Here is a 24,420-nt window from a genome sequence, read left to right on the forward strand (position 1 = left end):
CGATCTTGATCGGCGCGCCGGTTCAGCTAGCATTTCACTTACTGCGATATCGTTCCTCGCCCACTGAGGAGGTTCCCCATGCGCCAGCCTACAAGTGCGCTCGCCAGAGCCCGGGCACGCGGCATGCGTTCCGATCCAACCGCACCGGAGGCGAGGCTCTGGCAGGCGCTGAAAGATCGCAAGCTGGGTGGCGCGAAGTTCCGCCGGCAAGTGCCGCTTAAAGGTTACATCCTGGATTTTGTCTGTTTCGATGCGAAGCTGATCATCGAAGTGGATGGCGGGCAGCATGGCGAGAGCCGATATGACGAAAGACGGGACGCGATCTTCCGTGCTGAAGGATTTCGGGTCCTGCGGTTCTGGAATGAAGAAGTGCTGACCGGGATCGATGCGGTTTGCCTGCACATTCTGGCAGAGCTGCGGAATACAGGTGAGTAAGAGGCCTGCAGCACGCGCCCAAACTCTGCCAGGGAAACCGATCCCCTCACTTGCGAAATCTGAAGTTTAGGCGGCTTGCGCGCGCCTAAGCCTTCGATTTCGCTTTCTCCCCCACAGAGGGGGGAGAGGGAATACGGGGCAGGCGGCATTGTCTCCTCTCCCCTTGTGGGAGAGGTTACAAAATCGAGGGCTTAGCCCTGAGGGGCTAAACCTCAGATTTTGTTGGTGAGGGGATTGGTGATGCCGATGCCAACGGAACGGGTCCCCTCACTTGCGAAATCTGAAGTTTAGGCGGCTTGCGCGCGCCTAATCCTTCGATTTCGCTTTCTCCCCCACAGAGGGGGAGAGGGAATACGGGGCAGGCGGCAGCGTCTCCTCTCCCCCTTGTGGGAGAGGTTACAAAATCGAGGGCTTAGCCCTGAGGGGCTAAACCTCAGATTTTGTTGGTGAGGGGATCGGTGAGGCTGGTGCCGACGGAACTGGTCCCCTCACTTGCGAAATCTGAAGTTTAGGCGGCTTGCGCGCGCCTAATTCTTCGATTTCGCTTTCTCCCCCACATGGGGGGAGAGGGTGTGTGGGGCAGGCGGCAGCGTCTCCTCTCCCCCTTGTGGGAGAGGTTACAAAATCGAGGGCTTAGCCCCGAAGGGGCTAAACCTTAGATTTTGTTGGTGAGGGGATTGGTGAGGCTGGTGCCAACGGAACGGGTCCCCTCACTTGCGAAATCTGAAGTTTAGGCGGCTTGCGCGGACCTCAAGCCTCTCAACTGCCTTCGCGCGGCGACGCGCTCAGGCCTTCGTTCGCTGAAATCGATTCACTGGATCGATTTCTGGCCTTCGGCCAAGGCTCCGAAGTCTCCCCCACAGAGGGGGAGAAGGAGCGCGGGGCGGGCGGCATCGTCTCCTCTCCCCGTTGTTGGTGAGGGGAAATTTCTTGGCCCCCCAGAAACGAAAAAACCGGCACCCTTGGCGGGGTGCCGGTTGATCACGGCAATGCGGTGGATCTTGATCTGGATTACTTGGGCGTGCCGGTCGGGGATGACGGCTGGCGGACCTGGCGCCATTCGCTTTCGAGGCGTTCCAGCACATGGGCCGGAATGGTCGCCGGGGCTGCGGTCTTGGGGCTGATCGAAGAATTGGTCTGCATCTCTTCCCTCCTCATGTTGGAAGTCTGACCCTCGAAACGTGGTTGTGAGCGGAAAGTTCCACAGTGTTAAATCTTTGTAAATATGAACGGAACGAGCTCTAAACGATTGAATTTCGTTCAATCGGTTTAAACGCGCGCTTTTTTTCAAGAGCCTTTGGCGCGGCCCGGGCCGCCCTTCGAAGAACCCCCTAAAAATCCGAGGAGAGCAACATGCGGATCGATGGCCGAGTGTTTTTTAACGCCGTGCGCGGCCCGGTGTTTGGCGGCCGGCTCAATCAGGGGCAGGTCGCCGGTACCGAGGCGATCATCGCCAAGGCAGGCGGAACACGGCCGGGTGCGGCGCATTTTTCCGATCCGCGGCGGCTGGCCTATATGCTGGCGACCGCCCATCACGAGACGGCCGGCACGATGCAGGCGGTGCGCGAGACGATGGCAAGCAGCGATGCGGAGGCGGTGGCGCGGCTTGAACGCGCCTTTCGCGCCGGCGAGATGCCGACGGTGTCGACGCCCTATTGGCGGCGCGATGAGAGCGGCCTCAGTTATTATGGCCGCGGCCTGGTCCAGCTGACGCATCGGCGGAATTACCTGCGGATGAGCCGGGTGACCGGGCTCGATCTGGTCGCGGAGCCGGATCTGGCGCTGAGGCTCGATGTGGCGGCGACGATCCTCGTGGTCGGGATGAGCGAGGGCCTGTTTACCGGCTTCCGGCTGGCGGATTTCTTCACAGGGGTGACGACGGACTGGACGGGCGCGCGCAGGATCGTCAACGGCCGCGACCGGGCAGAGACGATTGCCGAGACCGCGAAACGCTTCGATGCGGCGATCCGGGCAGCGCTGGTGGTGTCAAGGCCGGAGGGCGCTGGTGCTGCGCCATCCGAGATATCTCCAGCCGCAGCACCCATTGCCGGAACACCCCTTGCCGGATCGGGGCGGCTTCAGCGATTGAGCTGGACGGCGCGGGATGCTATGCGCCGGGCACTGCAACAGGACTTTCCGGAGCCGCCATGATCCGCCACATCGTCTTCTTCACCGTGCGCCCCGAGAACCTCGAGGCGGTGCGGGCGGGCCTGTCGATCCTGACCGAGATCCCGGCTGCGACGCGGCTGGAGATCGGCACGAATGTGAAGACCGACCGCTTCGATCAGGGCATTGATCTGGTCGTTTACGGCGAGTTTGAAGACGAGGCAGCACTCGCCGCCTATAAGGCGCATCCGCTGTATGAAGAGAGCATTCGCCGGGTGAAGCCGCTGCGCGAGGAGCGCTTTGCGGCGGATTATGCGGTGGAGACGGCGGTGAAGGCGCGGGTGTGAGGGTTGGCGGTGGAAAGGCGGGCGATCAGGCAGGCTCCAGAAGCGGCTCGATTTCATCCGCCAGAAGGGCCGGGTCGTGATCACCGATAATCAGATCCTCGATCAGGAATTTGAGATGCTCTTGCTGCTGACCAGTCAGTGACAGGCGATAGCCATTGATGGCGATGAAGTAGCGGCCCGCGACCCAGGCAGTGCGCTTGTTGCCTTGTTCGAAGGCATGCGCCTTGCCGATGGCCTGGATCAGGCAGCAGGCAAGCCAGGATATCGAGGTCTGAGCAGAATATTCGGCATGAAAACGGGGCCGATAAGCGGCGCTTTCCAGAGCCGCGAGATTGCGCAGAAAGTGATTTTCGGGGCTGCCCTGAAGCAGGCGCCTGTTGATGGCGACGATCTCGGCAGTGGTTAGCCAGACCGGTTCGCTCACCGGGCGAGATGATCCAGGATGATCGCATCGGATCCGATCAGTTCGGCGGTAAAGTCGGTCGGATCGGGGCGCTCGACGGCAGGCATGGAGGCCTTCCCCTGCCGAGGGGGCTGAGGCGCACGGGGAACGGCCGGAACCACTGGAACCACCGGCTGCTGATCGCCATTCGGGCTGCTGTGCTGCTTGCGGACGCTCATCTCGTTTCTCCTGACGTCCCAATATAGCGCAGGATGCATGGCCTGACGAGATATCCTTGTCATGGTGCCTGAAACAGGGGCCGCTGGGTCAAGCTATTCCCGAGAACGACAACCAAGGACACACCTCATGAAATTCCCCTTCCGTCTGCCCTGGGCCTCCGCCCCGGATCGACCCCCCATGCCCGAGGGCAAGGCCTATGCGCCGATTGCCGGCACGCCGCTTGCGCTGATTGCGGGCGAAGGCGAGGCGCGGTGGACGGGGCGATCTTATGCGGCGCTTGCCCGCGAAGGGTTCATGAAGAACCCGGTGGCGCATCGCTGTGTGCGGCTGGTGTCGGAGGCGGCAGCCAGCATGGTGTTTCTCGCCTATCGCGGGGACGTCGAGCAGCCGGAACATCCGGCGCTCAACCTTATGGCCAGACCGAATGCGGCCATGACCGGGGCGGATTTTCTCGAGGCGCTTTATGGGCATCTGATGCTCTCCGGCAATGCCTATGTCGAGGCGATCGGACTTGAAACGCCGGGCAAGCGCAGCGCCGAGCTGCATCTTCTGAGGCCCGACCGGGTGAGCGTGGTGGTGAGTGCCGATGGCTGGCCGCAGGCCTATGACTACCGCGCGGGGACAGCCGCGCGGCGGATCGCGCCCGACGGACTTCTGCACCTGAAGATCTTTCATCCGCTTGACGACCACGAGGGCTTTGCGCCGCTTTCGGCAGCGCAGGTGGCGCTTGATCTGCACAATGCGGCGGGGCGCTGGAACAAGGCGCTGCTCGACAATTCGGCAAGGCCTTCCGGCGCGCTGGTCTATCAGCCGAAGGAGGGCGGCAATCTCTCGGCCGACCAGTATCGGCGGCTGAAGGTGGAGCTCGACGAGGGGTATTCCGGCCCGATGCGGGCGGGCCGTCCGCTTCTGCTCGAAGGCGGGCTGGACTGGAAGGCGATGGGGCTCTCGCCGAAGGACATGGATTTCGTCGAGGCAAAGAATGGGGCTGCCCGCGACATCGCGCTTGCCTTCGGCGTGCCGCCCATGCTGCTCGGCATTCCCGGCGACAACACCTATGCCAATTATCAGGAGGCCAACCGCGCCTTCTATCGCCTCACCGTGCTGCCGCTGGTGACCCGGACGGCAGCGGCCCTTTCGGGCTTTCTCGGGCGCCTGACCGGCGAGCCCTTGGCGCTGGTGCCAGACCTCGATGCGGTGGCGGGGCTTGTGGCCGAGCGCGACGCGCTCTGGGCGCGGGTGGGGGCAGCGGCGTTTCTGACCGATGAGGAGAAGCGCGAGGCGGTGGGGTATTGAGGGGGGGGCGGGGAGCAGCCTCTCCCCTTGTGGGAGAGGTTACAAAATCGAGGGCTTAGCCAGAACAGGGCTAAACCTCAGATTTTGTTGGTGAGGGGATCGGTGATGCTGGTGCCAACTGAACTGATCCCCTCACTTGCGAAATCTGAAGTTTAGGCGGCTTGCGCTCGCCTAAGCCTTCGATTTCGCTTTCTCCCCCACAGTGGGGGGAGAGGGAGCGCGGGGTTGGTGGTGTCGATTCCTCTGCCGTTTGTTCACTTCAATTGGCCGGATCGAACACCGGGCGCACGCCCTCCAGGACACACACACCGCAAAACGAAAGTTGACGGCAATCCCGCAATTGAGGTTGATGATGGCTTGGTTACATGCGTTTTCGAGTTAAACCTCGCCGTGCATAGGCGCATCGAATGAATTTCCCAAAGTTAGTTCCGCAAGGCGCAAAGCTCATCTCCGACTGGATCACCCCTGCAGACGAGGCGGCACTCATCGCCTTCCTCGACGCTGGTGACTGGAGCGGCGAGCTCAAGCGGCGGGTGCAGCATTTCGGCTATCGCTATGACTACCGGGCGCGGGTGGCGACGCGGGAGAGCCTGATCGGGCCGCTGCCGGACGCGCTGCAGGGACTGGCGGAGCGGCTGGTTGCGGAGGGGATGTTCGCCACCACCCCGGACCAGGTGATTGCCAATGAATATCTGCCGGGACAGGGGATCAGCGCGCATGTGGATTGTGCGCGGTGTTTCGGCGCGGTGATCGGCTCGGTGAGCCTCTTGTCGGAATGCGAGATGCAGTTTCGGGATCTGCGCACACCAGAGATGCGGGCTGTCGTCCTGACGCCACGCTCCCTGCTGGTGCTAGCAGGGCCGGCGCGGCATGACTGGACGCATGCAATCCCGGCGCGACGGTCGGATGTGATCGACGGTGTGCGGATCGCGCGCGGGCGGCGGGTGTCGCTGACGTTTCGGACCATGCGGTTTTGACGGCTGGCCTGGTTGGGGCGGTGGTGCCGTCTCCCTCATCCCGAGGTGCCCTGCATGAGCAGGGCCTCGAAGGATCTTGGCTCGCGATGGTGGCCTCAGCCCTTCGAGGCCGGGCGGTGTCGGGCACCTCAGGGTGAGGGATGACGATGAGCGCAGCGGGAGCCTTGCGGCGCCTCGCGCCTCAGGGCTTTCTGTCGTCAATCGTTGACGGGGCGGGGGTCAGCAGGACTGGCGCCAGCGACAGGTGGCGGGTGGCGGTGGTTGAGAGGCGGGCGATTGCCTGACGGCGGTGGGCATGCAGCCTGTGGCCGAGGGTGGTCATGGCGGCTTCGAGCGTGATGTCGCAGGTTTTCGAGCCGGCGCGGCCGTAGAAAAGATAGGCAAGGCCGATGGCGAGCAGGCCCATGAGGCCGGCGGAGATCAGCACGTCGGAGAGGAAATGGGCGCCAAAGGCGATGCGGTTGAGCGCGGTCAGGGCGGCGAACAGGCTTAGGAGTGCGAAGACGGAAACGCGCCAGACGGCGGGCACGAAGAAGGCGAGCGGGATCAGGCAGACGACGACGGCGGCCTCGCCCGAGACGAAGGAGCGGTCATCGAAATAATCGCCGCCCAGGCCCCAGGCATGGACGAAGAGGTCACGGCCGCCGAAATCGACGATGCTGCGCGGCCGCGGGCGGTCAAACAGCGGCTTGAAGATGCCGTTGACCAGAAGGGCCGGCCCGAGAAGGAAGAGGCTGGCGAAATAGAGCGTGAAGCGCGGCGGAAAGAGCGAGGGCCGCGACGGATAAAGAAGTTTCAGCACAAGCCCGATGACGAGCACGATGGTCAGCGTCAGCGGAAAATACTGGCCGAAGGCCCGGAAGGTATTGAGCGCATGGATCTTGGCCGCTGGAAAGCCCTCACCCTCGACATAGAAGAGCCGGCTGACGGCAAGATCGATCTGCGGGAAAGAGACGAAAAGCGCCGACAAAGTCAGCGTGACGAGCAGCACGAACAGCAGCGGCTTTTCCGCGATCGTTCCGCGTGGCGCGCGCGCCGTGTCGATGACATAGACCATGACGTGACCCCCATGCTTGTAAACCCCGGCATAGATGAGCAGCCCTTGATGAAGCCCTGATGACGGTTCGTCAGGGCCTGCAGCGGCAGGGGCATGCGGTGGGGCATGCGGTGGGGCATACGGTGGGGCCAAGGGTTTCCGCCGGCTTGGCGAAGGGTGATCCGGACCCTCAATCGGGCTGCCGGGAAGGGGCTCTCGCCCTGCGTGTGGTTGATGAACGGCCGGGGCCAAGCTGTTGCCGCGACTCCGCAATCTGCCCCGTCTTCATGTGACGCATGAAGGGCGGCTGGCGGCATGGGGGGGCGGCTGGGGGGCGGCATGGGGGCGGCTGGCGAAGAGACAAGGAGCGCCGGCCGCGGCCCTTGTGGGGCGGGATCGTACCGGCCGGCGCCACGGATAATCTTGAGCGAGAAAGATGAACAAATGACTGATTTCAGCCATGACGGCGGCGTGCTTTCGGCGCGCCTGATCGGGGCCTTTGCCGGGTCTGCGCTGTCGCTGGTCTATCTCGTGCCGCATGGCCGGCGCGAGGCAGCCCTGCGCTTCCTGACCGGCATTGCCTGCGGCCTGATCTTCGGCGGCCCGGCCGGCGTCTGGGGCGCAACGCGGCTCCAGCTTCTGCCGTATCTCTCGGCCTCGGAAATCATGCTGGCCGGGGCAACGCTTGCGTCTTTCATCGCCTGGTGGGGCCTGGGGCTGCTTGTGCGGCTGACCAGCCGGGCGGGGAAGACGGGGTGAGGGGGCGTTTTGGGCACGCGTTTTGGGCACGCGTTTTGGCCTCTGTCCTTCGAGGCCCTCGCTTGCGCAAGGGCACCTCAGGATGAGGGGGACGGTCGGAGGGGCGCAACGGGTTATCTCCCGTCTTGAGGTGGTGCCATCCTGAGGTGTGGTGGCACAACGGTTAGCCCTCATCCTGAGGTGGGAGCGACAGCGACATCAGAAGGACGAGGGCGGGTGGATGGCACTGGGGGGCGGGCATGGCCAGGGGCCTCGGTCCTTCGAGGCCCTCGCTTGCGTAAGGGCGCCTCAGGATGAGTGGGATGGGTGGGGGCGGCTGACGCTCTTTTGGCTGCGCCGGCATCTGCGCCGGATGCTGTGCCGACATCTGCGGCGATGACGGGATGCTGAGCGCTACCCGCAAACAATCACATGAGGAGAGATCGATGCGTGAGAGAGACGGTGCGGATGCGCCGCGGTTTACCTATGCCGGGTTGACGCTGAAGGGGGTCGATGGGGCCGGCATGTTTTCCGGCTATGCGAGCCTGTTCGGCGAGGTTGATCTGGGGCGTGATGCGATCGAGCCGGGGGCGTTTGCGGCCTCGATTGCAGCGCGCGGCGCAGGCGGGGTGCGCATGCTTTACCAGCATGACCCGACCGAGGTGATCGGGCGCTGGACGGTGCTGAAAGAGGATCAGCGCGGGCTCTATGTCGAGGGGCAGTTGGCGACCGAGGTCAGCCGCGCCCGCGAGGTGCATGCGCTGATGAAGGCGGGGGCCCTGGACGGGCTGTCGATCGGCTTTCGCGCCGTGAAGACCCGCAACGAGCGGAAAAGCGGCGTGCGCCGCATCGTCGAGGCGGATCTCTGGGAGATCTCGGTGGTGACCTTTCCCATGCTGCCGACGGCGCGTGTCTCCAATGTCAAGCACAGGCGGTTTTACCGCGACCGGGAAACCGAACTCGTTCGGCTGATGCGCCGGGCGGCACGCTCGATGGCCAACAATCATTTCACAAAAGGATGACGGCATGACCAGGACGATGGGCACGGAGACGACGGGCAGGGAGATGACGGGCACGGGGACGATGGGCGCCGAGACGGCGGGGGGCGAGGCGACGGGGACCGAGGCGACGGTGGTCGAGACGAAGGGGCTCGAGGTGATGGGAACGAGGAAGATGGGAACGAGGGAAATGGGGACCGGGACAATGGGAGCAAGGCGAATGGCAGCGAGACGGATGGCGGCCGGGGCTCAGGATGAGGTGCAGACGATGATGAGGTCCCTGAGCGCCGGTTTGGCGGATCTGGCCGGCAGGCCCGGTGGAAACGAGCACGCGGCGGGCGCAGGCGCGGCGACCCGGGCGACGGACGGCATCCGCGTGGCGCCGGAGGTGAAGGCGGCGCCGGATACGGTGACCTCTGCCTTTGCCGAATTCATGAGCGCCTTCGAGGCCTTCAAGGAGGCCAATGACGAGCGGCTGGGCGAGATCGAGGACAAGCTGACAAGCGATGTCGTGACCCGTGACAAGGTGGAGCGGATCAACAAGGCGATCGACGACCAGGGCCGGATGCTGGACGAACTGGTGCTGAAGAAGCTGAGGCCGCAGCTGGCCCATGCCGGGGGTGGTCACGATCCGCTCACCGCCGAGCACAAGGCGGCTTTCGAGGCCTATGTGCGGCGCGGCGATGACCATGCGCTGCGCGACCTCGACCAGAAGGCGCTCTCGGCGGGTGTTTCCGGCGATGGTGGCTATCTGGTGCCGCCGCAGATGGATGGCGAGATCGGCCGCAGGCTCTCAGTCATGTCGCCGATCCGGTCGCTTTCAACCGTGCGGCAGGTTTCCGGCGCGGTGCTGAAGAAGCCGTTTGCCGCAACCGGCTTTGCCAGCGGCTGGGTGGCGGAAACCCAGGCGCGGGTTGAAACCGGCACGCCGGAGCTTTCCGAACTCTCCTTCCCGACCATGGAACTCTATGCCATGCCGGCGGCCACGCAGAGCCTGCTCGACGATGCGGCCGTCGATATCGAGGCCTGGATCGCGGCGGAAGTGGACATGGCCTTTGCCGAGCAGGAGGGGGCTGCCTTCATTTCGGGCGACGGCGTGCTGAAGCCGAAGGGGTTTCTCGCCTATGACCAGGTGGCGGATGCAGCCTGGCAATGGGGACGGATCGGCACGCTGTCAACCGGGGCGGCCGGGGCTTTTGCGGCAAGCGGGGCCTCGGACGTGCTGATGGATGTGGTCTATGCGCTGAAGGCGGGCCACCGGCAGAACGGCACCTTTGTCATGAGCCGCCGGACGCAAGGGGCGGTGCGCAAGCTGAAAGATGCCGACGGCCACTATCTCTGGACGCCACCGGCCAAGGCCGGCGAGGCAGCCTCGCTGATCGGCTTTCCGGTCTGTGAAGCCGAGGACATGCCGGAAATCGCCGCCAATGCCACGGCAATTGCCTTTGGCGATTTCCGCGCGGGCTATCTGATCGTCGACCGGGTGGGCGTGCGGGTGCTGCGCGATCCCTATTCGGCGAAACCTTACGTGCTGTTTTACACGACCAAGCGTGTGGGCGGCGGCGTGCAGGATTTCGAGGCGATCAAGCTGGTGAAGTTTTCGGCGTGAGCCTCTCCCTCTCCCCTTTGTGGGAGAGGATACAAAATCGCGGGCTTGAGAGCGATCAGGGCTAAGCCTCGGATTGAGTTGGTGAGGGGGGCGGTGATGGTAGCATTGAGAACGGATCCTTCGGTGGAGGGCCACAAGGTCTGTTATCTCGTGCCAAGGGAACCGATCCCCTGACCTGGAAAATCTGAAGTTTAGGCGGCTTGCGCGGACCTCAAGCCTTCGACTTTCCGTCCTCCCCCACATGGGGGGAGGTGGGCCCGCGCCAGCACCTTGGCTCCCTCATGCTCAAGTGGGCGCGGAGCGCCCCTCGAAGCATCCATCTCTCAACTCTTCAGGGTGGCCTCGCCCTTCGAGGCCGGGCGTGGCCCGGCGCCTCAGGGTGAGGGGCTACCTGCAATTCGTTTCCAAGGATATCCCCATGACCATCATCGAACTTGCCCCTCCCACCGTGGAGCCGCTGACGCTTGTCGAGATCAGGGCGCATTTGCGGCTGGATAGCGAGGAGGAGGAGGCGCTGCTTGCAGCGCTGGCCATCGTTGCCCGCGAACATCTGGAGCGGGAGACGGGGCTGGTGCTGGCAGCAAGGGATTTTCGCCTCTGCCTCGACCAATGGCCGGCCGACGGGATCCTCAAGATCCCGCGGGCGCCGGTGCGGGAGGTTACGGCCGTGCTCGTCTATGACGGCGCGGGGGATGCGGCGAGCGTTTCGCTTGACGGGCATCTGCTGGATGGGCAAGCGCGGCCGGCGCGGCTTTATCTGCGCGACGTGCCAAAGCCCGGACGGGGGATCAACGGCATCGAGGTGGAGTTTGCAGCCGGCTTTGGCGAGGCGGGGGCGTCCGTGCCGGAAACGCTGAAACGGGCCATGCTTTTGCATGTGGCGGCGATGTTTGCCTGCCGGGGCGTGGTGGCGCCCGACGCCCAGCCGGCGGTGGTGCCGCCAGGTTATGACCGGCTGATTGCGCCCTTTTGCCGACGGGGGCTCTGACCATGGCGGCGATGATCGATATCGATGCCGGGCACTTGTCGACGCGGCTCGTGCTGGAAGCGCCGGAAACGGTGGCAGACGGGCAGGGCGGGGTGGCGACGGTGTTCGTTGAACAGGCACGGCTCTGGGCAAGGGTCGAGCCGCGAGGTTTTGCCGAGGAAAACCGGGGGCCGGGCCCGGTCTCGACGGTGACGCATCATGTGACGGTGAGGGCCGGTCGCGCGCTTTCCCCCGGGCAGAGATTTGTGACAGGCGGGCGGGTCTTGCTGATCGAGGCGCTGCGCGACACGGACGAGACGGGGCGGTTTACGCTCGCCCTGTGCCGGGAACGGGTGGGATGAGGGGATCGAGAATGACGGCGCTGGATGAGACGGGGCGGGAAATGGCACGGCTTTTGTCGCGGGCCTTGGCCCGGCGGTTGGTGCGGGGCGTTTCTGGCGAGGAGGATGGCGCCGATCGGGCCGTCGAAGAGGACGGGCCTGCGGCGAAGAGGCATTCTCCGCTGCAGGCTGGGCGCGGACGCAACGGTCAACGGGCGCGGCTGCGGCACAAAGGGAACGTTACGGTAGGAGCGGCGCCATGACGAGCCCGGTCAACGCCTTGCTGCAAGCCCTTCATCTGGCGGTAAAAGCCGATGCCGCGCTCTCCGCAGCGCTTGGCGGCGAGGGACTTGCCGACCGAAGGCAGCGCGGCACCCGCTTTCCGGTTCTGCTGCCGGGGGCCATCGAGACCCGGGATTTTTCCACCGGCGACAGCAAGGGGCACGAGATCCTGATGGTGCTGGAGCTCTGGAGCGAGATCTCCCGCCGCGAGGCCGAGGCGCTGGCGTCGGATCTCGGCCGGGTGGCCGAGGCGCTGCCGGCGGGGATCGGCGGCTTGCGGCTGGTCAATCTCGTGCAGCGCGGCATCACCAGCCGTCGGGAGGCAAAGACCGGGCTGTTCGTGGCGGAGGTGCGGCTGCGGGCGGTGGTGGAGTGATTTTTTTCGGGGGAGCGGTTTTGTGGCTCAAGGAGGCCTCGCCCTTCGAGGCCCGACGGTGTCGGGCACCTCAGGGTGAGGGGGGGCGTTGGGGCTGGGCTGGAGGTGGTGGCTGGCATTGGCGTTGCTGGGCCGTGGTGGCATGAGGCAATGGCGGCTGTTGAGAGGGGCGGGCCTCGCCCTTCGAGATCGTGCTGGTGCCGGTGCCTCAGGGTGAGGGGTTGGTGTCGCGAGGCGGGATGTCTGGAAAAGCGGGCTTGAGCACGCTATGCTGCGGCTCGTGTGTTCACGGGGAATGCTCTGTGCGTTTGCTTGCAGAAGAATTTGGCGGTCGCATCGCGGTGCAGGGACGGTTTCCCGAGCTGGTGCCGCTGCTTGAGCGCATTGAAGAGGCCTGCAATCCGGTCAATGTCATCCTCTATGGTAGCCGGGCGCGGGGCGACGAGACGGCGCTGAGCGATTGGGATCTGAAGGTCATCGTGCCCGACGATGCGCCTGACCGTATCTTGTCGCCGGTTTTCGGGTGGAAGCTCCAGGAGGGGGCCGGTGTCTATGCCGATGTCTCCTGCACGCGCCTGTCAGAATTTCGCGCCGATCTGGCGGTGGCCAACTCGGCGGCCAGCCACATTGTGGACGACGGGATTCTGCTCCTTGTCCGCTGAGCTCCATATCGCCAACGCGCTGCGTTTGGCTAAGGAAGATCTCGAGGCGGCAAACATGCTGGCCGCAGCATCAAACCGCAATGATGCCTATCATGCCCAGCAGGCTGCAGAGAAAATGCTGTTGGCATTGCTGACCGCTGAAGGGATCCGGGCGGAGCGCAAAGACGCGCATCGGCTGGACGTGCTGCGCGACCTCTTGCCGGATGCCAATCCCTTCAAGCTGCGGTTTTCCGCTTTGACCTTCCTGACCGTCTACGCCACGAGCTATCGTTATCCGAAAGATGCCGGTCGCATGCCTGCGAGAGCGCCCAGAGACGCGTTAGATGAGGCCCTTGCAGCGCTTGCAGCGATTCTTGATGGCCTTGCTCTGCATTTCGGCGTTGACCTCAACGACAGCGATCGTGTTCCGGCGCACACGGCCGTGGCGCCCAGGTTCTGAACAGAACCATCCATGGCACGCTCGATAGGCTTCAGAGACGAACGGGGCCTCGCCCTTCGAGGCCCGACGGTGTCGGGCACCTCAGGGTGAGGGTTCTGCGTGGGAATTGGGCGCGCTGCGCCTGGCGATCACGGCAAGGCCGATGATGGCGAGGAAGGCAGAGGCGGCGAGGGTGGTGGTGACGAGGAGGCCGGTCTGGATGCCGGCGCGGTCGATCACGGCGGTGATGAGGACCGGGGCGATGGCATTGGCGAGGTTTTGCGGCAAAGCCAGCCTTGCGGACTGTTCGGCAAAGCGGCTGGCGGAGAAGAAGGCAAGCGGCAGGAGCGCGCGGGCAAGCGTGGTGACGCCGGAGCCGAAGCCGTAAAGCGCGGTGAACAGCAGAAGGCTCGCCGGCGTGCCGGAGGTGAAGATTAGGAGCACCGTCGAGGCGGTCAGCATGGCGGTGCCGGCAAGGCCGGTCGCGACCGGCGAGGTGTATTTTCCGGCAACGAGATCGACGGCGCGGGCGGCAATGCCGAACACGGCGCGCAGCGAACCGAGCTGCAGCGCCAGCGCCGGCGTGGCGCCGGAGAGTTCGAGTATATGCAGGAGCTGCGGCGAGAGCCCGAAGGTCATCAGGCTGGCAAGGGCACTGGCAAGCGCAATCAGCAGAAAGGCAAGGAGAGCGGTGCGCCGGCTCATGACAAGCGGCGCGACCGCATCCCGCGCGCGGTCTTCGGCCGAGCGGGCGATCTGAAGGCGCAGCAGTGACAGATGCAGCGGCAGGCAGAGCAGGATATGGGCAAGGGCTGCCATCTGCAGCGCGCCGCGCCAGCCGAACTCTTCGCCGGCGAGCGCCAGAAGCGGCCAGCAGACGGCGGACGAGAGGCCGGTAAAGACCATCAGCATGCCGATGGTGCGCCGCGCTTGCCGACCCTCGCGCTCGACGACGGCGGCAAGTGCCGGGACCGAGAGGGCAAAGGAGCCGCCGGCGCCCAGCACCAGCCAGGCGAGCCCATAGGTGACGACACCGTGCGCGACGGACAGCAGACCAAGCCCGGTCGCCATGGTGACGGAGCCGAGGGCGAGCACGCGGGCCGCCCCGATCCGCGCCATCAGCCGGCCGGTCGAGGGGCCAAGGGCTGCCATGACCAGCATCATCACGGTGAGCCCGGCAAAGGCGGTCTCATTGGCCATGCCCAGATCGGCAGCGATCTGGCGGCCGAAGACGGCGGGCATTTCGAAGGTCGTGCCCCAGCTGATGATCTGGCTGAGCGCAAGCGTGACGACGAGGATGATGCGGGGGGAGAGCATGCGGGACTTTCAACGAAACGGGGCATTGCGGCGTGCGCGCTCGTCTTAAGGGTGTCGGGCGGATTGGGCTAGGGGAAATGTTGACGGGTGCGGAGTGGTGCAGCGGCACCGCGCGCACCGCCACCCGCCCGCTCCACGCCAGCCGCGCGCGCACCGCCACCCGCCCTCGTCCTTCGAGGGTCGCTCACGCTCCCACCTCAGGATGAGGGCTGACCGTTGTGGCTCCCACCTCGGGAGGAGGGCTGACCGTCGGGGTTCCCACCTCGGGAGGAGGGCTGATCGTTGAGGCTTCCACATCCGGGATGAGGGCTGACCGTTGGGGCTCCCACCTCGGGAGGAGGGCAGGTCTTCAAGCCTGCTCTCCCACGCCACACGGTTCACACACACCACACACACATCAAAGGAGCATGGCCATGGGCGCGCAGCGGGGCAAGGATCTGTTGTTGAAGGTTGAGGATGGGGCGGGGTTTGTGACGGTGGCGGGGCTGAGGGCGCGGCGATTGTCGTTTAATGCGCAATCGGTTGATGTGACCGACCAGGAGAGCGCCGGGCAATGGCGGGAATTGCTGGCAGGGGCCGGTGTGCGGCGGGCGGGGCTGACCGGCTCCGGCCTGTTTCGCGACCAGGCTTCGGATGCGACGCTGCGGGCGGCGTTTTTTGCAGGCGCGATCCTGACCTATCAGGTGGTGATCCCGGATTTCGGCACAGTGACGGCGCCGTTTCAGGTGACGGCGCTGGATTATGCCGGCAATCACGACGGCGAACTGACCTTCGAGATCGCGCTGGAATCGGCCGGTGCCGTTTCCTTTGCCGCGTTGTGAGGTGGCGATGCATAGCTTTGGCGACCATCCGGGGCGCGAGCCCGCAACCCTCCGCCGCGCCAACCGCCATCGCGGCGAGGTGGAGGCGATGATCGACGGCGAGCGGCGCATTCTCTGCCTGACGCTCGGGGCACTCGCCGAACTGGAAACGGCCTTCGGGGCAGACAGCCTCAGCGATCTCGCGGCGCGGTTCTCCTCCGGACGGCTGAAAAGCGCCGATCTCATCCGTATTTTGAGCTGCGGCCTGCGCGGCGGCGGCAACCGGGTCTCGGATGCCGATGTGGCGGGCATGGCCGTGGAAGGCGGCGTGGCCGGGGCGGCCGCCGTGGTGGGGGCGCTGCTGACGGTGACGTTTTCGCCCGGTGGGGCGCCGGGTGGGGCGCCGGGTGGGGCAATGGGTGGCCCGACGAACGGCGGCGCGGCCGAGCGCGGCGCGCAGGCGGAAAAGGCGGATGCGCCTTTCCCTTGAGGGCCGCAGGCGGAGATAGGGTCCGGGCAAGGCCGTTTCCCTGGGAGGCGGCCATGACGCTCGGGCTCCACCGCCTGCGGCTGTCTCCGCAGGTTTTCTGGGCGCTCACCCTGCCGGAACTGGCGGCCATGGCGGGCGGTCCGGACCGTTCGGCGGCGATTTCGCGGCGCGATGTCGAGGCGCTGATGGCGCGGTTTCCGGATTGAGGGGAAGGGGGCTAGTCCTGGCGCGGCGGCAAGGCGGCGGGTATCGGCGCGAGGGTCGATCTGGGCAGGTTTGCAGCGGTTGCGGACGTTGTGGCTGCCGTAGAACTGGATATTTTGCAATGTCACAAAAGTCAGGACAACAAGTGTCGCCTTGATTGGAAGGTCCGCGAGTGCTTGATGCGCCTCATTTTCTTCCTCCTGCACGCAGCGATCGCCCCGATGCCTCGTGCATCGAAATTAGGATGCCAGCGGCAACTCGAAACTTCGCTTCAGGGTTTCCATTGGAACGTCCGTTTTGACGTTCAGCACACTTGGGATACGCGTTAGGTGATCGGCCTGAAAGCGCCAATAGCTATGTAGGTCGGCAGTAACGATCCGCAGGATGGCGTCGCATTCTCCGGTGGTCAGATAGCATTCCATGACTTCCGGTAGGCGCCTGACAGCGTCTGCAAATTTCAAAGTGACCTGTGCGTCCTGTGTTTTGAACCAGACGCGGGCAAACACCGTCAGACCTGCACCCACTTTGGTCGGATCAAGAACGGCCACGTAGCGATCAATGACACCCGCCTCTTCCAGGAGCCTGACACGGCGCAAGCACGGCGACGGAGAGAGCCCCACTTCCTTCGCCAGATCGATATTGGAAATGCGTCCATCCCGCTGGAGTGCCTTCAGGATTCGCCGATCAATTTCATCCAATTTGAGTGACATAATGTAGCTCTAGAAACCCATTTTTTGGCATAATATCCCAAATTATCCTAAATCAATGGACTATTGGCAAGCTCATTGCGCAGCGGTTGGCCTATCGTTTCAGATATTCAACGTGGGGACGAAGGCAATGACGAAAAAGATCGAGAAGATCGTGCTGTCCTATTCAGGCGGACTGGACACTTCGATTATCCTGAAGTGGCTGCAGGAGACGTACCGATGCGAGGTCGTTACATTCACGGCTGATCTCGGCCAGGGTGAAGAGCTGGAGCCGGTGCGCGAAAAGGCGGAGAAGCTTGGCATCAAGGATATCCGCATCCTTGATGTCCGCGAGGAATTCGTTCGGGATTTCGTCTTTCCGATGTTTCGAGCCAATGCGCTCTATGAGGGTCAGTATCTGCTTGGTTCCTCAATTGCGCGGCCGCTGATCGCCAAACATCTCATCCACATAGCAAGAGAGGTTGGCGCTGACGCCATCGCCCATGGTGCCACCGGTAAGGGCAATGATCAGGTGCGCTTCGAACTGGCGGCAAATGCCCTCGACCCGTCAATCGGGATCATAGCGCCCTGGCGGGAATGGGAAATTCAATCTCGCGCGCAGCTCATCGAATATGCCGAAAAGCATCAGATCGCTATTCCGAAGGATAAACGCGGGGAAGCTCCTTTCTCAATCGATGCGAACCTCTTGCATACATCGACGGAAGGTAAAATCCTGGAGGACCCGTCCGAGATTGCTCCGTCCTATGTCTATCAGCGAACAGTCGATCCCCTACATGCTCCAGACGAGCCTGAAACCATCGTCATCGGCTTTGAGAAAGGTGATGCAATTTCGGTGAATGGCATCGCCCTGACGCCTGCAGCACTGCTGACAGAACTCAACAGGTTAGGCGGCAAGCATGGGATAGGCAGGATTGATCTGGTTGAGAACCGGTTCGTCGGGATGAAATCCCGCGGCGTCTATGAAACGCCAGGCGGCACGATACTGCTTGCCGCTCATCGGGGTATTGAATCCATCACCCTCGATCGCGCGGCGGCTCATCTAAAAGACGATCTCATGCCGCGCTACGCCGCGCTAATCTATAGTGGCTTCTGGTTTTCCCCGGAGCGCGAGATGCTGCAGGCCATGATCGATCAGAGCCAAACTTATGTCAGCGGCGAAGTCACGCTCAAGCTCTACAAGGGCTCAGCAAACGTGATCGCTCGGACTTCGCCCGGATCGCTCTATTCGATGGATCTCGTCACCTTTGAAGAAGGATCGGGCTCATACGACCATCATGATGCCCAAGGCTTCATCAAACTCAACGGTCTGCGTCTGAAAAGCTGGGCAGCCCGCAACGGCAAAGCGCGACAGGTAGACCCCATTTGAATTTTAAGGGAAGTTCTGTCGCGAAATTCAGGTGAAAAAACGAGTGTTTATCGACTGATTTGCGCGTCGACGGGTGACCGCTTCGGGTCGATTGCGGACATCCGCAACTCTGTGGCGCTGACCTTTCCCGGGAAGGCGCTGATGGCGCGGTTTCCGGATTGAGGGGGAGGGGTGCTAATCCTGGCGCGCTGCAAGGAGGCGGGTATCGGCGAGAGGGGAGGTCTGCGCAGGTTTGCTGCGATTGCGTAAGCCCTATTTCATAACGCAGCAATAGTCAGAAGCACAGGTTTGGCAACAATCAGGATTTTTGCGTAAGGGAGAGACCGTTGAAGACTGCGATCATATTCGACTGTGAATTTCTCTGCCTTGAAGGTTCGCAGCGTAGGTTTTGGTGCGCGGCACATGACCCGGATCCGGTTATCGCCCAGATTGGCGCGGTCAAGGTGCGGTTAGACGGCGATTTTCCGCTAATCGACACGTTCAAGGCTTACGTCCACCCAATCGATCGATTTGGCCGCAGATATGCCCTCGATCCCTTTTTCACACAGTTGACAGGCATCACGGACAATAAGGTCGATGCTGAAGGTATTTCGTTGCAGGACGCCCTTTCGAGCTTCGACGCCTTTTCCGAAGGTTCCCGGTGCTGGTCATGGGGAAAAGACGAGCTGAACATGATCGCAATCAGTTGCTATGTTGCGGGCATCGCGCCTTCCATTCCAGCCCAGCGTTTTGATAATGCCGTAAAGCTCTTGTTGGCCGCTGGAATGCCGATTGAGGATGTAGCGAAAACCCCAAGCAATAAACTCGCGGACTATTACGGCGTGTCGCATCCTCCTTTGCGAGGCCACGATGCGTTGGACGACGCGTTATCGCTTGCCTACACGATTCAATATCTTTTGCAGACAGGGAAGCTTCAGCAGGAGATGTTTGGCCGCTGACGGCCAATAGCGGACACCCGCGATTCTTGGGCAAGGCTCTTTCCCTGGGAGGCGCTGATGGCGCGGTTTCCGGATTGAGGGGAGGGGTGCTAATCCTGGCGCGGCAGCAAGGCGGCGGGTATCGGCGCGAGGGGAGGTCTGGGCAGGTTTGCGCAGGTTTGCGGCGATTGTGGACGTTGCGAGCAGTATTGAGTCCTGCGATGCCGTGCCGGGCCATGAACCGGTGGAGATTGAATTTGGCATGGCCAGAGAGTGAGCGTTCCAAGGGATCTGTCGAGACGTGCTGACGAACTTCGTCAGCCGGTATCTGGCAGGCTTGTCCGGCATGTCTCGAGCGGCATGTCTCGAGCGGCTGGGTTCAAGACGGGCCGCCGCGAGCCGTTGGGTTCGCCAGCGCGTTGACCCACGGTTTCGCACAGATCCCAAGTTCCCCGACGGCGCTTGACGTCTGATCGGAGGAGGAAGCCAGTTCGCCTTTGGATTGAATTCTAGGGCGTGAGTTGCAGAGGCTGCTGTCCCTCGGAAAACATGACCCAATAGTCTCGACCGTCTCCTTCGGCATTCTCAAACAGACCTTCGACGAATTCCCTGAATGAAGAGGCCTGCGGACAAAGATAGTCGTTTTCGGGAGAAAGCCATGGCCCGCCGAAATTGCGGACCCAGCTATAGATGTGACCATAATCGCCTTGCCGAAGCGACATCACCAGCTCGATAAAGCCGGGATCCCCGCCGATGACCAGGCATTGCTCAGGCAGGCTGTCGCCGAGTTCAGCGCGCCACGTCATGACGTGGTCCCACTCGTAGAAGGGATCAACGAAGTGCTCGGTGGGGTTTGATGCCTCGCCTGGCTCGCGGGCTGTATGTCTGAACATCAATGGATAGACCCTGCCACCGTCATATCGGGTCATGAAGCTGCGATAGTCATCCGGCAACTGCACACCATTGTCGCGCTCCCATATCCGAATGGCTTCGCCGATCCCATCTTTGGGGCCTTCAGCATGAAGAGGCTTAACCCATCTTTCGATCATTGAATTCTGCCCTTCTGTGAAAACGAGCCGCGCCATGTTGGAGCGGATGGCTGAAGCTCTTTTTCGCCAACGCACGCGGCATACTTTGTAGGTAACGGTGGGAAATCGAGTCAAGAACTGCAACGGGGCGGGCCGCCTTGTCAGATTGCAGGCACCGAGTCACGGGCGTTCGGCCGAAGTGCCGACCGTCACGTTCTGTCGATTGCGCTCTGCGCCGGCAAGCAGCGGCGCGCGCAAACCCCTCCCTCCCTTCGAAACACGCAAGGAGCCCCCCCATGACCGATGACGACACACTTTCGCTCTCCGTTGATCTGGATGGGGCTCAGGCGCTGGCGGTGCTGGAGGATCTGGAGAGCCGTTCGGCGAGTTTCGGGCGGGCGCTGACATCGGCGTTGACGAATGCCGCAAGTGGCGGCAAGGGGCTGGAGGATGTGCTGCGCACGGTGGGGGCGAGGCTCACCGATATTGCGCTTTCGGCCGGGCTGAAGCCGCTTGAAAATGTGCTGGGCCAGGCGGCGGGTGGGCTGGTGGGCAGTCTGGGTTCGGCCCTGGGTTCGGCCTTGGGTTCGTCTGGGGGAGCGTCTGTCGGGGCGGGGTTCGGCGCGGATGTTGCAGCCTTTGCGCATGGCGGCGTGCCGGGGCGGGTGATGCCCTTTGCCGATGGCGGCGTGGTGGCAGCGCCCACCTATTTTCCGATGGGCGGCGGAACCGGGCTGATGGGCGAGGCGGGGGCGGAGGCGATCCTGCCGTTGAAGCGCGGCTCGGATGGCGCGCTTGGCGTGGCCGCCGATGGCGGCGGCGCGGTGACGGTGCATTTCAACGTGACGGCGACCGATGCCGCCAGTTTTGCCCGCAGCGAGGGCCAGATCTCGGCCATGCTGGCGCGCTCCGTTGCCCGCGGGCGGCGGGGGCTGTGAGGGGATGGGATATTGGCGGGGTCTTCATACGCAGATTGTGGTGGAGGTTGAACTTGACTTTGCCCCTCATCCTGAGATGCGCGGCGCAGTCGGGCCTCGAAGGATCGAGGCCGGGCGAGCAGGTTTTTAGCAGAGGGTTCCACCCGCCCTCGTCCTTCGAGGCCGGGCTTTGCCCGGCACCTCAGGATGAGGGCTGATCGTTGTGGCGCCCGCCTCAGGGTGAGGGCTGGCCGTTGTGCTCGGGGGGGGGGGCGGTTACCACCATCCGCCGCTTGAGCGGCGGTCTCCGCCGTCCAAGGGGGAGGTGGTGGGAGGCTGGGCCGACTTTGCCCCTCATCCTGAGGTGCCCGGCTCAGCCGGGCCTCGAAGGATCGAGGCCGCGCGAGCAGGTTTTTAGCAGAGAGTTCCACTCGCCCTCGTCCTTCGAGGCCGGGCTTTGCCCGGCACCTCAGGATGAGGGCTGATCGTTGTGGCGCCCGGCTCGGGGTGAGCGGTGACCATCGAGGCTGATCATAGGCGCCCGGCTTGAGATGAGGGCTGATCGCGATGGCGGCCTGGCGCATACACACACCAAACGGAGGCAGAGATGGCCTTTCATGAGATCAGGTTTCCGCTGCGCTTGTCGCTGACGACACGGGGTGGGCCGGAGCGGTTGACGGATGTGGTGTCGTTGACCAATGGGCGCGAGGCGCGCAATCGGCGGTTTCGGTTTTCCAGGCGTCGCTATGATGTCGGCTCGGCGCTGCGGTCGGTCGCGGATCTCTACGCGGTCCTGGAGTTCTTCGAGGCGCGCGGCGGGCGGCTGCATGGGTTTCGCTTTCGCGATCCGGTGGATTTTTCCTCGGCGAGACCGGGGGAAGCCGTGGGGCCGCTCGACCAGATTTTGGGCGAGGGGGATGGCGAGACCAGGCGGTTTGCGCTTGTGAAAGCCTATGGCGATCAAGCCGCGATCGAGCGGCGGCCGGTGCAAAAGCCGGTGGCGGGCAGTGTGCGGATCGCGGTCGACGGGGTGGAGCGGCTGACCGGTTTTGCCGTCGATGCGGCGACCGGCATGGTGACTTTCGAGGATGGCCATGTGCCGGACGACGGGGCGGAGATCCGCGCCGGCTTCGACTTCGACGTGCCCGTGCGCTTCGACACCGAGCGCATCGAGATCGATCTCGAAGCCTTCCGGGCGGGGCGCATTCCCTCCATTCCGCTGATCGAGGTGATGCCATGAGACGGTTTTCACAGGCGCTGGCGGCGCATATCGCAAGCGGTGAGACGACGCTCTGCCGGGCCTGGCGGGTGACGCTGAGGGACGGCGCGGTGCTGGGCTTTACAGAGCATGATGCGGCGCTGGCGTTTGCCGGCACGCATTTTGCGCCGGCAAGCGGCTTTGCGGCGACCGAGGCGCGGGCGATGAGCGGGCTGGCGGCGACCGGCGCCGAGATCCGGGGCGGGTTTTCGAGCGAGGCGATCAGCGAAGCGGATCTTGCGGCGGGACGCTATGACGGGGCAAGGGTCGAGGTCTTCCTGGTCAACTGGCAGGCGCCCGAGGCGGCGCATGCGCGGCTTTCGGTGGAAGAGATCGGCGAGGTGACAAGGGCGGGCCCCGGCTTTTCGGCGGAACTGAGAAGCGTCGCGCATCGGCTGCAACAGCCGGCGGGGCGGATCTACAATCGCCGTTGCGATGCCGATCTGGGCGACGGGCGCTGCGGGGTGAACATGGCGGCAGGTCTGCGGCGGATGACGGGTCTGGTGGGAAGCGTCAAGGCCGCCGACCGGCTGGTGATAACAGGCTTGCCGGTGCTTGATGCAGATCTGGCGGCCGGGCATTTTCGCCTCGGCCATTGCCGGTTCGAGGGCGGTGTGCTGGCCGGCCAAAGGCTGGCGATCGAGGAGAGCGGCGCCACGGTGCCGGCGGCGCCTGGGTCGGCCGGGGAGGCTGCTGCGGGCGTGGCTGAGAGCGGCGACATGGATGCGGCAGAGGCCGCGTTTGCGGCAGCGCCCGGGGCCACGATGGAGCTGCGGCTCTGGCTGCCGATGGAGGCGAGCCCTGCGCCGGGCGATCCGGTGGTGCTGACGGTCGGCTGCGACAAGAGCTTTACCACCTGTCGAACACGCTTCGGCAACGCACTGAATTTTCGAGGATTTCCCCATATGCCGGGCAGTGACTTCGCCTATTCCTATGTGAGTGGCGACAGCACGCATGACGGCAGCGTGTTGTTCGAGTGACCATTTCGGTCGGATGAACTTGGCAGCGCGCCATTCGAAACGGTGCAGACAGGACCTGCGCCGTCCGTCCCGGCCCAGGAGGGTCCGGGCTCCTCCCAAGCAACATGTCCGATAGAGATGAAAGGCATTGCCATGAAAATCATTTGCCCTGACGGAAACGGCTACTCCTATTATGTGCAGGCGGTCGACGAGACGCGTTACAGCCGCGTCAATGGCGTCGAGACATTCCTGGTGCGCGCAGGCGACTACTGGAATGGTGACGACAGCAGCGACGCGCTGAATTTTCGCGAGCGCTGCGAAGCGCGGGTGACGACCGAAGACGAAATCGGCTCGACCCATGTCTATGCCTTCCAGCTGAAGATCCCGTCCAATTATCCGGAATTCAGCCCCAAGCAGACGCTCGGCCAATGGCATAGCGGCTCCTATGACAGCGTCTTCAACCGCTATGAGGAAGGCGAATTCACCATTTGCCTCAACAATCGCGATGCCGGGACCTTCGTCGAGTTCCCGGTGACCGTGAACAAGGGCAGCTGGAACGCCTTCGTCTATACCTTCGTCTGGCACGAGACGGCGGGTGCCATGACCGTCAGGTTGAACGGTCAGACGGTGATCAGGGAGACCGGGCTTGCCCTGGTGCCGGCTGCGGCGACGTCGGTCTATTTCAAATACGGCATTTATCGAAACATGACGGAAGGCCTTGTTGGGCCTGACCAGCAGGTGAGCTACTGCAAGGTCAGCCGGAGCTGACGCGCGCAAGGTCAAGGACGGTTGCTGGGTTTCCGACAGGAAGCCCCGCGATCGGTCGCGGTTGACCGGGCGCTCTTGCGCGGGCGGGAGAGGCCGTTGTCAGCGCCCGAAATTCGGGTTGTCGCGGCCAAGCTCGGCCTCGCGCAGGATGACGAGGCGGCGCAGATGGTTTTCGACCTCGACCAGCACCGCAAACAGGCCGCAGATGATGGCCGCAAGTACGGTGCCTGCGCCAAGGCCGGCAATGCCGAGCAGGATATTGGCGCCCTCGGCCGGTTTCATGAACAGGCCGTACACGGTGCAGCCGCCGATGATGGCGAGCGCGAGCAAGGTGTTGATGACGTCGAGTGCGCTGATGAGTGTCCGGTTCATGCCACCATCCTTTTCGAGTGCGTGCAATGAAGCAGGCGGTTCAGCGCTTGTAAAGCTGGGGCTTTTGGGGTGGTGCGGGACCGCGCGGTGCAGCGCATAGGCGTTGC

At 63.6% G+C, this 24,420-nt stretch carries 30 protein-coding genes; 22 read left to right on the forward strand and 8 right to left on the reverse strand.

Annotation, left to right across the window (positions count from 1 at the left end; all coding sequences use genetic code 11):
- Positions 1 to 78: 78 nt before the first annotated feature.
- The gene (locus ACSV9I_RS08055; RefSeq protein WP_054159554.1) at positions 79 to 435 is read left to right on the forward strand and encodes an endonuclease domain-containing protein; all 357 of its coding nucleotides are present in this window, start codon (positions 79 to 81) and stop codon (positions 433 to 435) included.
- A 1,011-nt stretch (positions 436 to 1,446) separates the two neighbouring features.
- Here ACSV9I_RS08055 and ACSV9I_RS08060 read toward each other — a convergent pair.
- Entirely contained in the window at positions 1,447 to 1,578 is a 132-nt protein-coding gene (locus tag ACSV9I_RS08060) for a hypothetical protein (protein ID WP_306765491.1), read from the reverse strand.
- Positions 1,579 to 1,788: 210 nt separating this feature from the next.
- On the opposite strand from ACSV9I_RS08060, the gene ACSV9I_RS08065 reads away from it, so the two are divergent.
- Together ACSV9I_RS08065 and ACSV9I_RS08070 are read left to right on the forward strand one after the other, a co-directional pair.
- On the forward strand, positions 1,789 to 2,586 hold the full coding sequence (locus tag ACSV9I_RS08065; protein WP_438328272.1) for a glycoside hydrolase family 19 protein: 798 nt from the start codon (positions 1,789 to 1,791) through the stop codon (positions 2,584 to 2,586).
- Positions 2,583 to 2,888 carry a Dabb family protein gene (locus ACSV9I_RS08070; RefSeq protein WP_438328273.1) on the forward strand — a complete coding sequence of 102 codons (306 nt, stop codon included), beginning with the start codon at positions 2,583 to 2,585 and terminating at the stop codon, positions 2,886 to 2,888. Before ACSV9I_RS08065 ends, ACSV9I_RS08070 begins: the two co-directional genes overlap by 4 nt.
- Positions 2,889 to 2,913: 25 nt before the next feature.
- On the opposite strand, the gene ACSV9I_RS08075 is transcribed toward ACSV9I_RS08070, so the two are convergent.
- Together ACSV9I_RS08075 and ACSV9I_RS08080 are read right to left on the reverse strand one after the other, a co-directional pair.
- Entirely contained in the window at positions 2,914 to 3,312 is a 399-nt protein-coding gene (locus ACSV9I_RS08075) for a type II toxin-antitoxin system death-on-curing family toxin (RefSeq protein ID WP_438328274.1), read from the reverse strand.
- On the reverse strand, positions 3,309 to 3,509 hold the full coding sequence (locus tag ACSV9I_RS08080) for a hypothetical protein (RefSeq protein ID WP_438328275.1): 201 nt from the start codon (positions 3,507 to 3,509) through the stop codon (positions 3,309 to 3,311). The genes ACSV9I_RS08075 and ACSV9I_RS08080 overlap by 4 nt, the downstream gene beginning before the upstream one ends.
- A gap of 127 nt (positions 3,510 to 3,636) precedes the next feature.
- Between ACSV9I_RS08080 and ACSV9I_RS08085 the strand changes: the two genes are divergently transcribed.
- Both ACSV9I_RS08085 and ACSV9I_RS08090 read left to right on the forward strand, forming a co-directional pair.
- Entirely contained in the window at positions 3,637 to 4,806 is a 1,170-nt protein-coding gene (locus tag ACSV9I_RS08085; protein ID WP_438328276.1) for a phage portal protein, read from the forward strand.
- Between the two features lie 407 nt (positions 4,807 to 5,213).
- Positions 5,214 to 5,783: an alpha-ketoglutarate-dependent dioxygenase AlkB gene (locus ACSV9I_RS08090; RefSeq protein ID WP_438328277.1), complete on the forward strand. Its 570-nt coding sequence runs from the start codon at positions 5,214 to 5,216 to the stop codon at positions 5,781 to 5,783.
- Positions 5,784 to 5,964: 181 nt separating this feature from the next.
- Here ACSV9I_RS08090 and ACSV9I_RS08095 read toward each other — a convergent pair whose 3' ends face one another.
- Positions 5,965 to 6,840: a phosphatase PAP2 family protein gene (locus tag ACSV9I_RS08095; RefSeq protein WP_438328279.1), complete on the reverse strand. Its 876-nt coding sequence runs from the start codon at positions 6,838 to 6,840 to the stop codon at positions 5,965 to 5,967.
- A gap of 423 nt (positions 6,841 to 7,263) precedes the next feature.
- On the opposite strand from ACSV9I_RS08095, the gene ACSV9I_RS08100 reads away from it, so the two are divergent.
- From ACSV9I_RS08100 to ACSV9I_RS08135, 8 genes are all read left to right on the forward strand, one after another.
- On the forward strand, positions 7,264 to 7,578 hold the full coding sequence (locus ACSV9I_RS08100) for a DUF6107 family protein (protein WP_054160421.1): 315 nt from the start codon (positions 7,264 to 7,266) through the stop codon (positions 7,576 to 7,578).
- 425 nt (positions 7,579 to 8,003) lie between these two features.
- Complete coding sequence (locus ACSV9I_RS08105; protein ID WP_054160424.1) at positions 8,004 to 8,579, forward strand: HK97 family phage prohead protease; 576 nt, start codon at positions 8,004 to 8,006, stop codon at positions 8,577 to 8,579.
- Positions 8,580 to 8,583: 4 nt separating this feature from the next.
- Positions 8,584 to 10,164, forward strand: coding sequence for a phage major capsid protein (locus tag ACSV9I_RS08110; protein ID WP_438328280.1), 1,581 nt, complete (start codon positions 8,584 to 8,586; stop codon positions 10,162 to 10,164).
- A 418-nt stretch (positions 10,165 to 10,582) separates the two neighbouring features.
- The gene (locus ACSV9I_RS08115) at positions 10,583 to 11,152 is read left to right on the forward strand and encodes a head-tail connector protein (RefSeq protein ID WP_438328281.1); all 570 of its coding nucleotides are present in this window, start codon (positions 10,583 to 10,585) and stop codon (positions 11,150 to 11,152) included.
- Positions 11,153 to 11,154: 2 nt separating this feature from the next.
- A complete protein-coding gene (locus ACSV9I_RS08120; protein WP_438328282.1) occupies positions 11,155 to 11,493 on the forward strand; it encodes a phage head closure protein in 339 nt (112 codons plus the stop codon).
- A 238-nt stretch (positions 11,494 to 11,731) separates the two neighbouring features.
- Entirely contained in the window at positions 11,732 to 12,130 is a 399-nt protein-coding gene (locus ACSV9I_RS08125; RefSeq protein WP_438328283.1) for a DUF3168 domain-containing protein, read from the forward strand.
- Between the two features lie 302 nt (positions 12,131 to 12,432).
- Positions 12,433 to 12,792 (forward strand): nucleotidyltransferase domain-containing protein, encoded by a 360-nt coding sequence (locus tag ACSV9I_RS08130; protein WP_438328285.1) that lies wholly within the window; start codon positions 12,433 to 12,435, stop codon positions 12,790 to 12,792.
- The gene (locus tag ACSV9I_RS08135; RefSeq protein WP_438328287.1) at positions 12,782 to 13,231 is read left to right on the forward strand and encodes a HEPN domain-containing protein; all 450 of its coding nucleotides are present in this window, start codon (positions 12,782 to 12,784) and stop codon (positions 13,229 to 13,231) included. The genes ACSV9I_RS08130 and ACSV9I_RS08135 overlap by 11 nt, the downstream gene beginning before the upstream one ends.
- Positions 13,232 to 13,312: 81 nt before the next feature.
- On the opposite strand, the gene ACSV9I_RS08140 is transcribed toward ACSV9I_RS08135, so the two are convergent.
- Complete coding sequence (locus tag ACSV9I_RS08140; RefSeq protein ID WP_438328289.1) at positions 13,313 to 14,527, reverse strand: MFS transporter; 1,215 nt, start codon at positions 14,525 to 14,527, stop codon at positions 13,313 to 13,315.
- 413 nt (positions 14,528 to 14,940) lie between these two features.
- On the opposite strand from ACSV9I_RS08140, the gene ACSV9I_RS08145 reads away from it, so the two are divergent.
- From ACSV9I_RS08145 to ACSV9I_RS08155, 3 genes are read left to right on the forward strand one after another with little or no spacing between them, the layout of a single operon-like run.
- Positions 14,941 to 15,348 carry a phage major tail protein, TP901-1 family gene (locus ACSV9I_RS08145; protein WP_438328290.1) on the forward strand — a complete coding sequence of 136 codons (408 nt, stop codon included), beginning with the start codon at positions 14,941 to 14,943 and terminating at the stop codon, positions 15,346 to 15,348.
- A 7-nt stretch (positions 15,349 to 15,355) separates the two neighbouring features.
- The gene (locus ACSV9I_RS08150) at positions 15,356 to 15,817 is read left to right on the forward strand and encodes a gene transfer agent family protein (protein WP_438328291.1); all 462 of its coding nucleotides are present in this window, start codon (positions 15,356 to 15,358) and stop codon (positions 15,815 to 15,817) included.
- Positions 15,814 to 16,023, forward strand: coding sequence for a rcc01693 family protein (locus ACSV9I_RS08155; RefSeq protein ID WP_438328292.1), 210 nt, complete (start codon positions 15,814 to 15,816; stop codon positions 16,021 to 16,023). The genes ACSV9I_RS08150 and ACSV9I_RS08155 overlap by 4 nt, the downstream gene beginning before the upstream one ends.
- A 237-nt stretch (positions 16,024 to 16,260) precedes the next feature.
- Here the strand turns inward: ACSV9I_RS08155 and ACSV9I_RS08160 are convergent, their stop codons facing one another.
- Positions 16,261 to 16,731 carry an Lrp/AsnC family transcriptional regulator gene (locus ACSV9I_RS08160; protein ID WP_438328293.1) on the reverse strand — a complete coding sequence of 157 codons (471 nt, stop codon included), beginning with the start codon at positions 16,729 to 16,731 and terminating at the stop codon, positions 16,261 to 16,263.
- A gap of 127 nt (positions 16,732 to 16,858) precedes the next feature.
- Here ACSV9I_RS08160 and ACSV9I_RS08165 point away from each other — a divergent pair, with 127 nt between their 5' ends.
- Both ACSV9I_RS08165 and ACSV9I_RS08170 read left to right on the forward strand, forming a co-directional pair.
- Entirely contained in the window at positions 16,859 to 18,094 is a 1,236-nt protein-coding gene (locus ACSV9I_RS08165) for an argininosuccinate synthase (RefSeq protein WP_438328546.1), read from the forward strand.
- A gap of 326 nt (positions 18,095 to 18,420) precedes the next feature.
- Positions 18,421 to 19,032, forward strand: a complete 612-nt coding sequence (locus ACSV9I_RS08170) for a 3'-5' exonuclease (protein ID WP_438328295.1) — start codon at positions 18,421 to 18,423, stop codon at positions 19,030 to 19,032.
- Positions 19,033 to 19,520: 488 nt separating this feature from the next.
- Here the strand turns inward: ACSV9I_RS08170 and ACSV9I_RS08175 are convergent, their stop codons facing one another.
- Complete coding sequence (locus tag ACSV9I_RS08175; protein WP_438328297.1) at positions 19,521 to 20,060, reverse strand: SMI1/KNR4 family protein; 540 nt, start codon at positions 20,058 to 20,060, stop codon at positions 19,521 to 19,523.
- 275 nt (positions 20,061 to 20,335) lie between these two features.
- On the opposite strand from ACSV9I_RS08175, the gene ACSV9I_RS08180 reads away from it, so the two are divergent.
- From ACSV9I_RS08180 to ACSV9I_RS08195, 4 genes are all read left to right on the forward strand, one after another.
- Positions 20,336 to 20,977: a phage tail tape measure protein gene (locus ACSV9I_RS08180; protein WP_438328298.1), complete on the forward strand. Its 642-nt coding sequence runs from the start codon at positions 20,336 to 20,338 to the stop codon at positions 20,975 to 20,977.
- 586 nt (positions 20,978 to 21,563) lie between these two features.
- Positions 21,564 to 22,196, forward strand: a complete 633-nt coding sequence (locus ACSV9I_RS08185) for a phage distal tail protein, Rcc01695 family (protein ID WP_438328299.1) — start codon at positions 21,564 to 21,566, stop codon at positions 22,194 to 22,196.
- A complete protein-coding gene (locus tag ACSV9I_RS08190; RefSeq protein WP_438328301.1) occupies positions 22,193 to 23,194 on the forward strand; it encodes a DUF2163 domain-containing protein in 1,002 nt (333 codons plus the stop codon). The genes ACSV9I_RS08185 and ACSV9I_RS08190 overlap by 4 nt, the downstream gene beginning before the upstream one ends.
- Positions 23,195 to 23,326: 132 nt before the next feature.
- Entirely contained in the window at positions 23,327 to 23,941 is a 615-nt protein-coding gene (locus ACSV9I_RS08195) for a heparin lyase I family protein (RefSeq protein WP_438328303.1), read from the forward strand.
- Positions 23,942 to 24,040: 99 nt separating this feature from the next.
- Here the strand turns inward: ACSV9I_RS08195 and ACSV9I_RS08200 are convergent, their stop codons facing one another.
- Positions 24,041 to 24,313, reverse strand: coding sequence for a hypothetical protein (locus tag ACSV9I_RS08200; protein WP_438328304.1), 273 nt, complete (start codon positions 24,311 to 24,313; stop codon positions 24,041 to 24,043).
- Positions 24,314 to 24,420: the final 107 nt, after the last annotated feature.

The organism is Rhizobium sp. G187 (genome assembly GCF_051549525.1).
Classification (GTDB): domain Bacteria; phylum Pseudomonadota; class Alphaproteobacteria; order Rhizobiales; family Rhizobiaceae; genus Allorhizobium.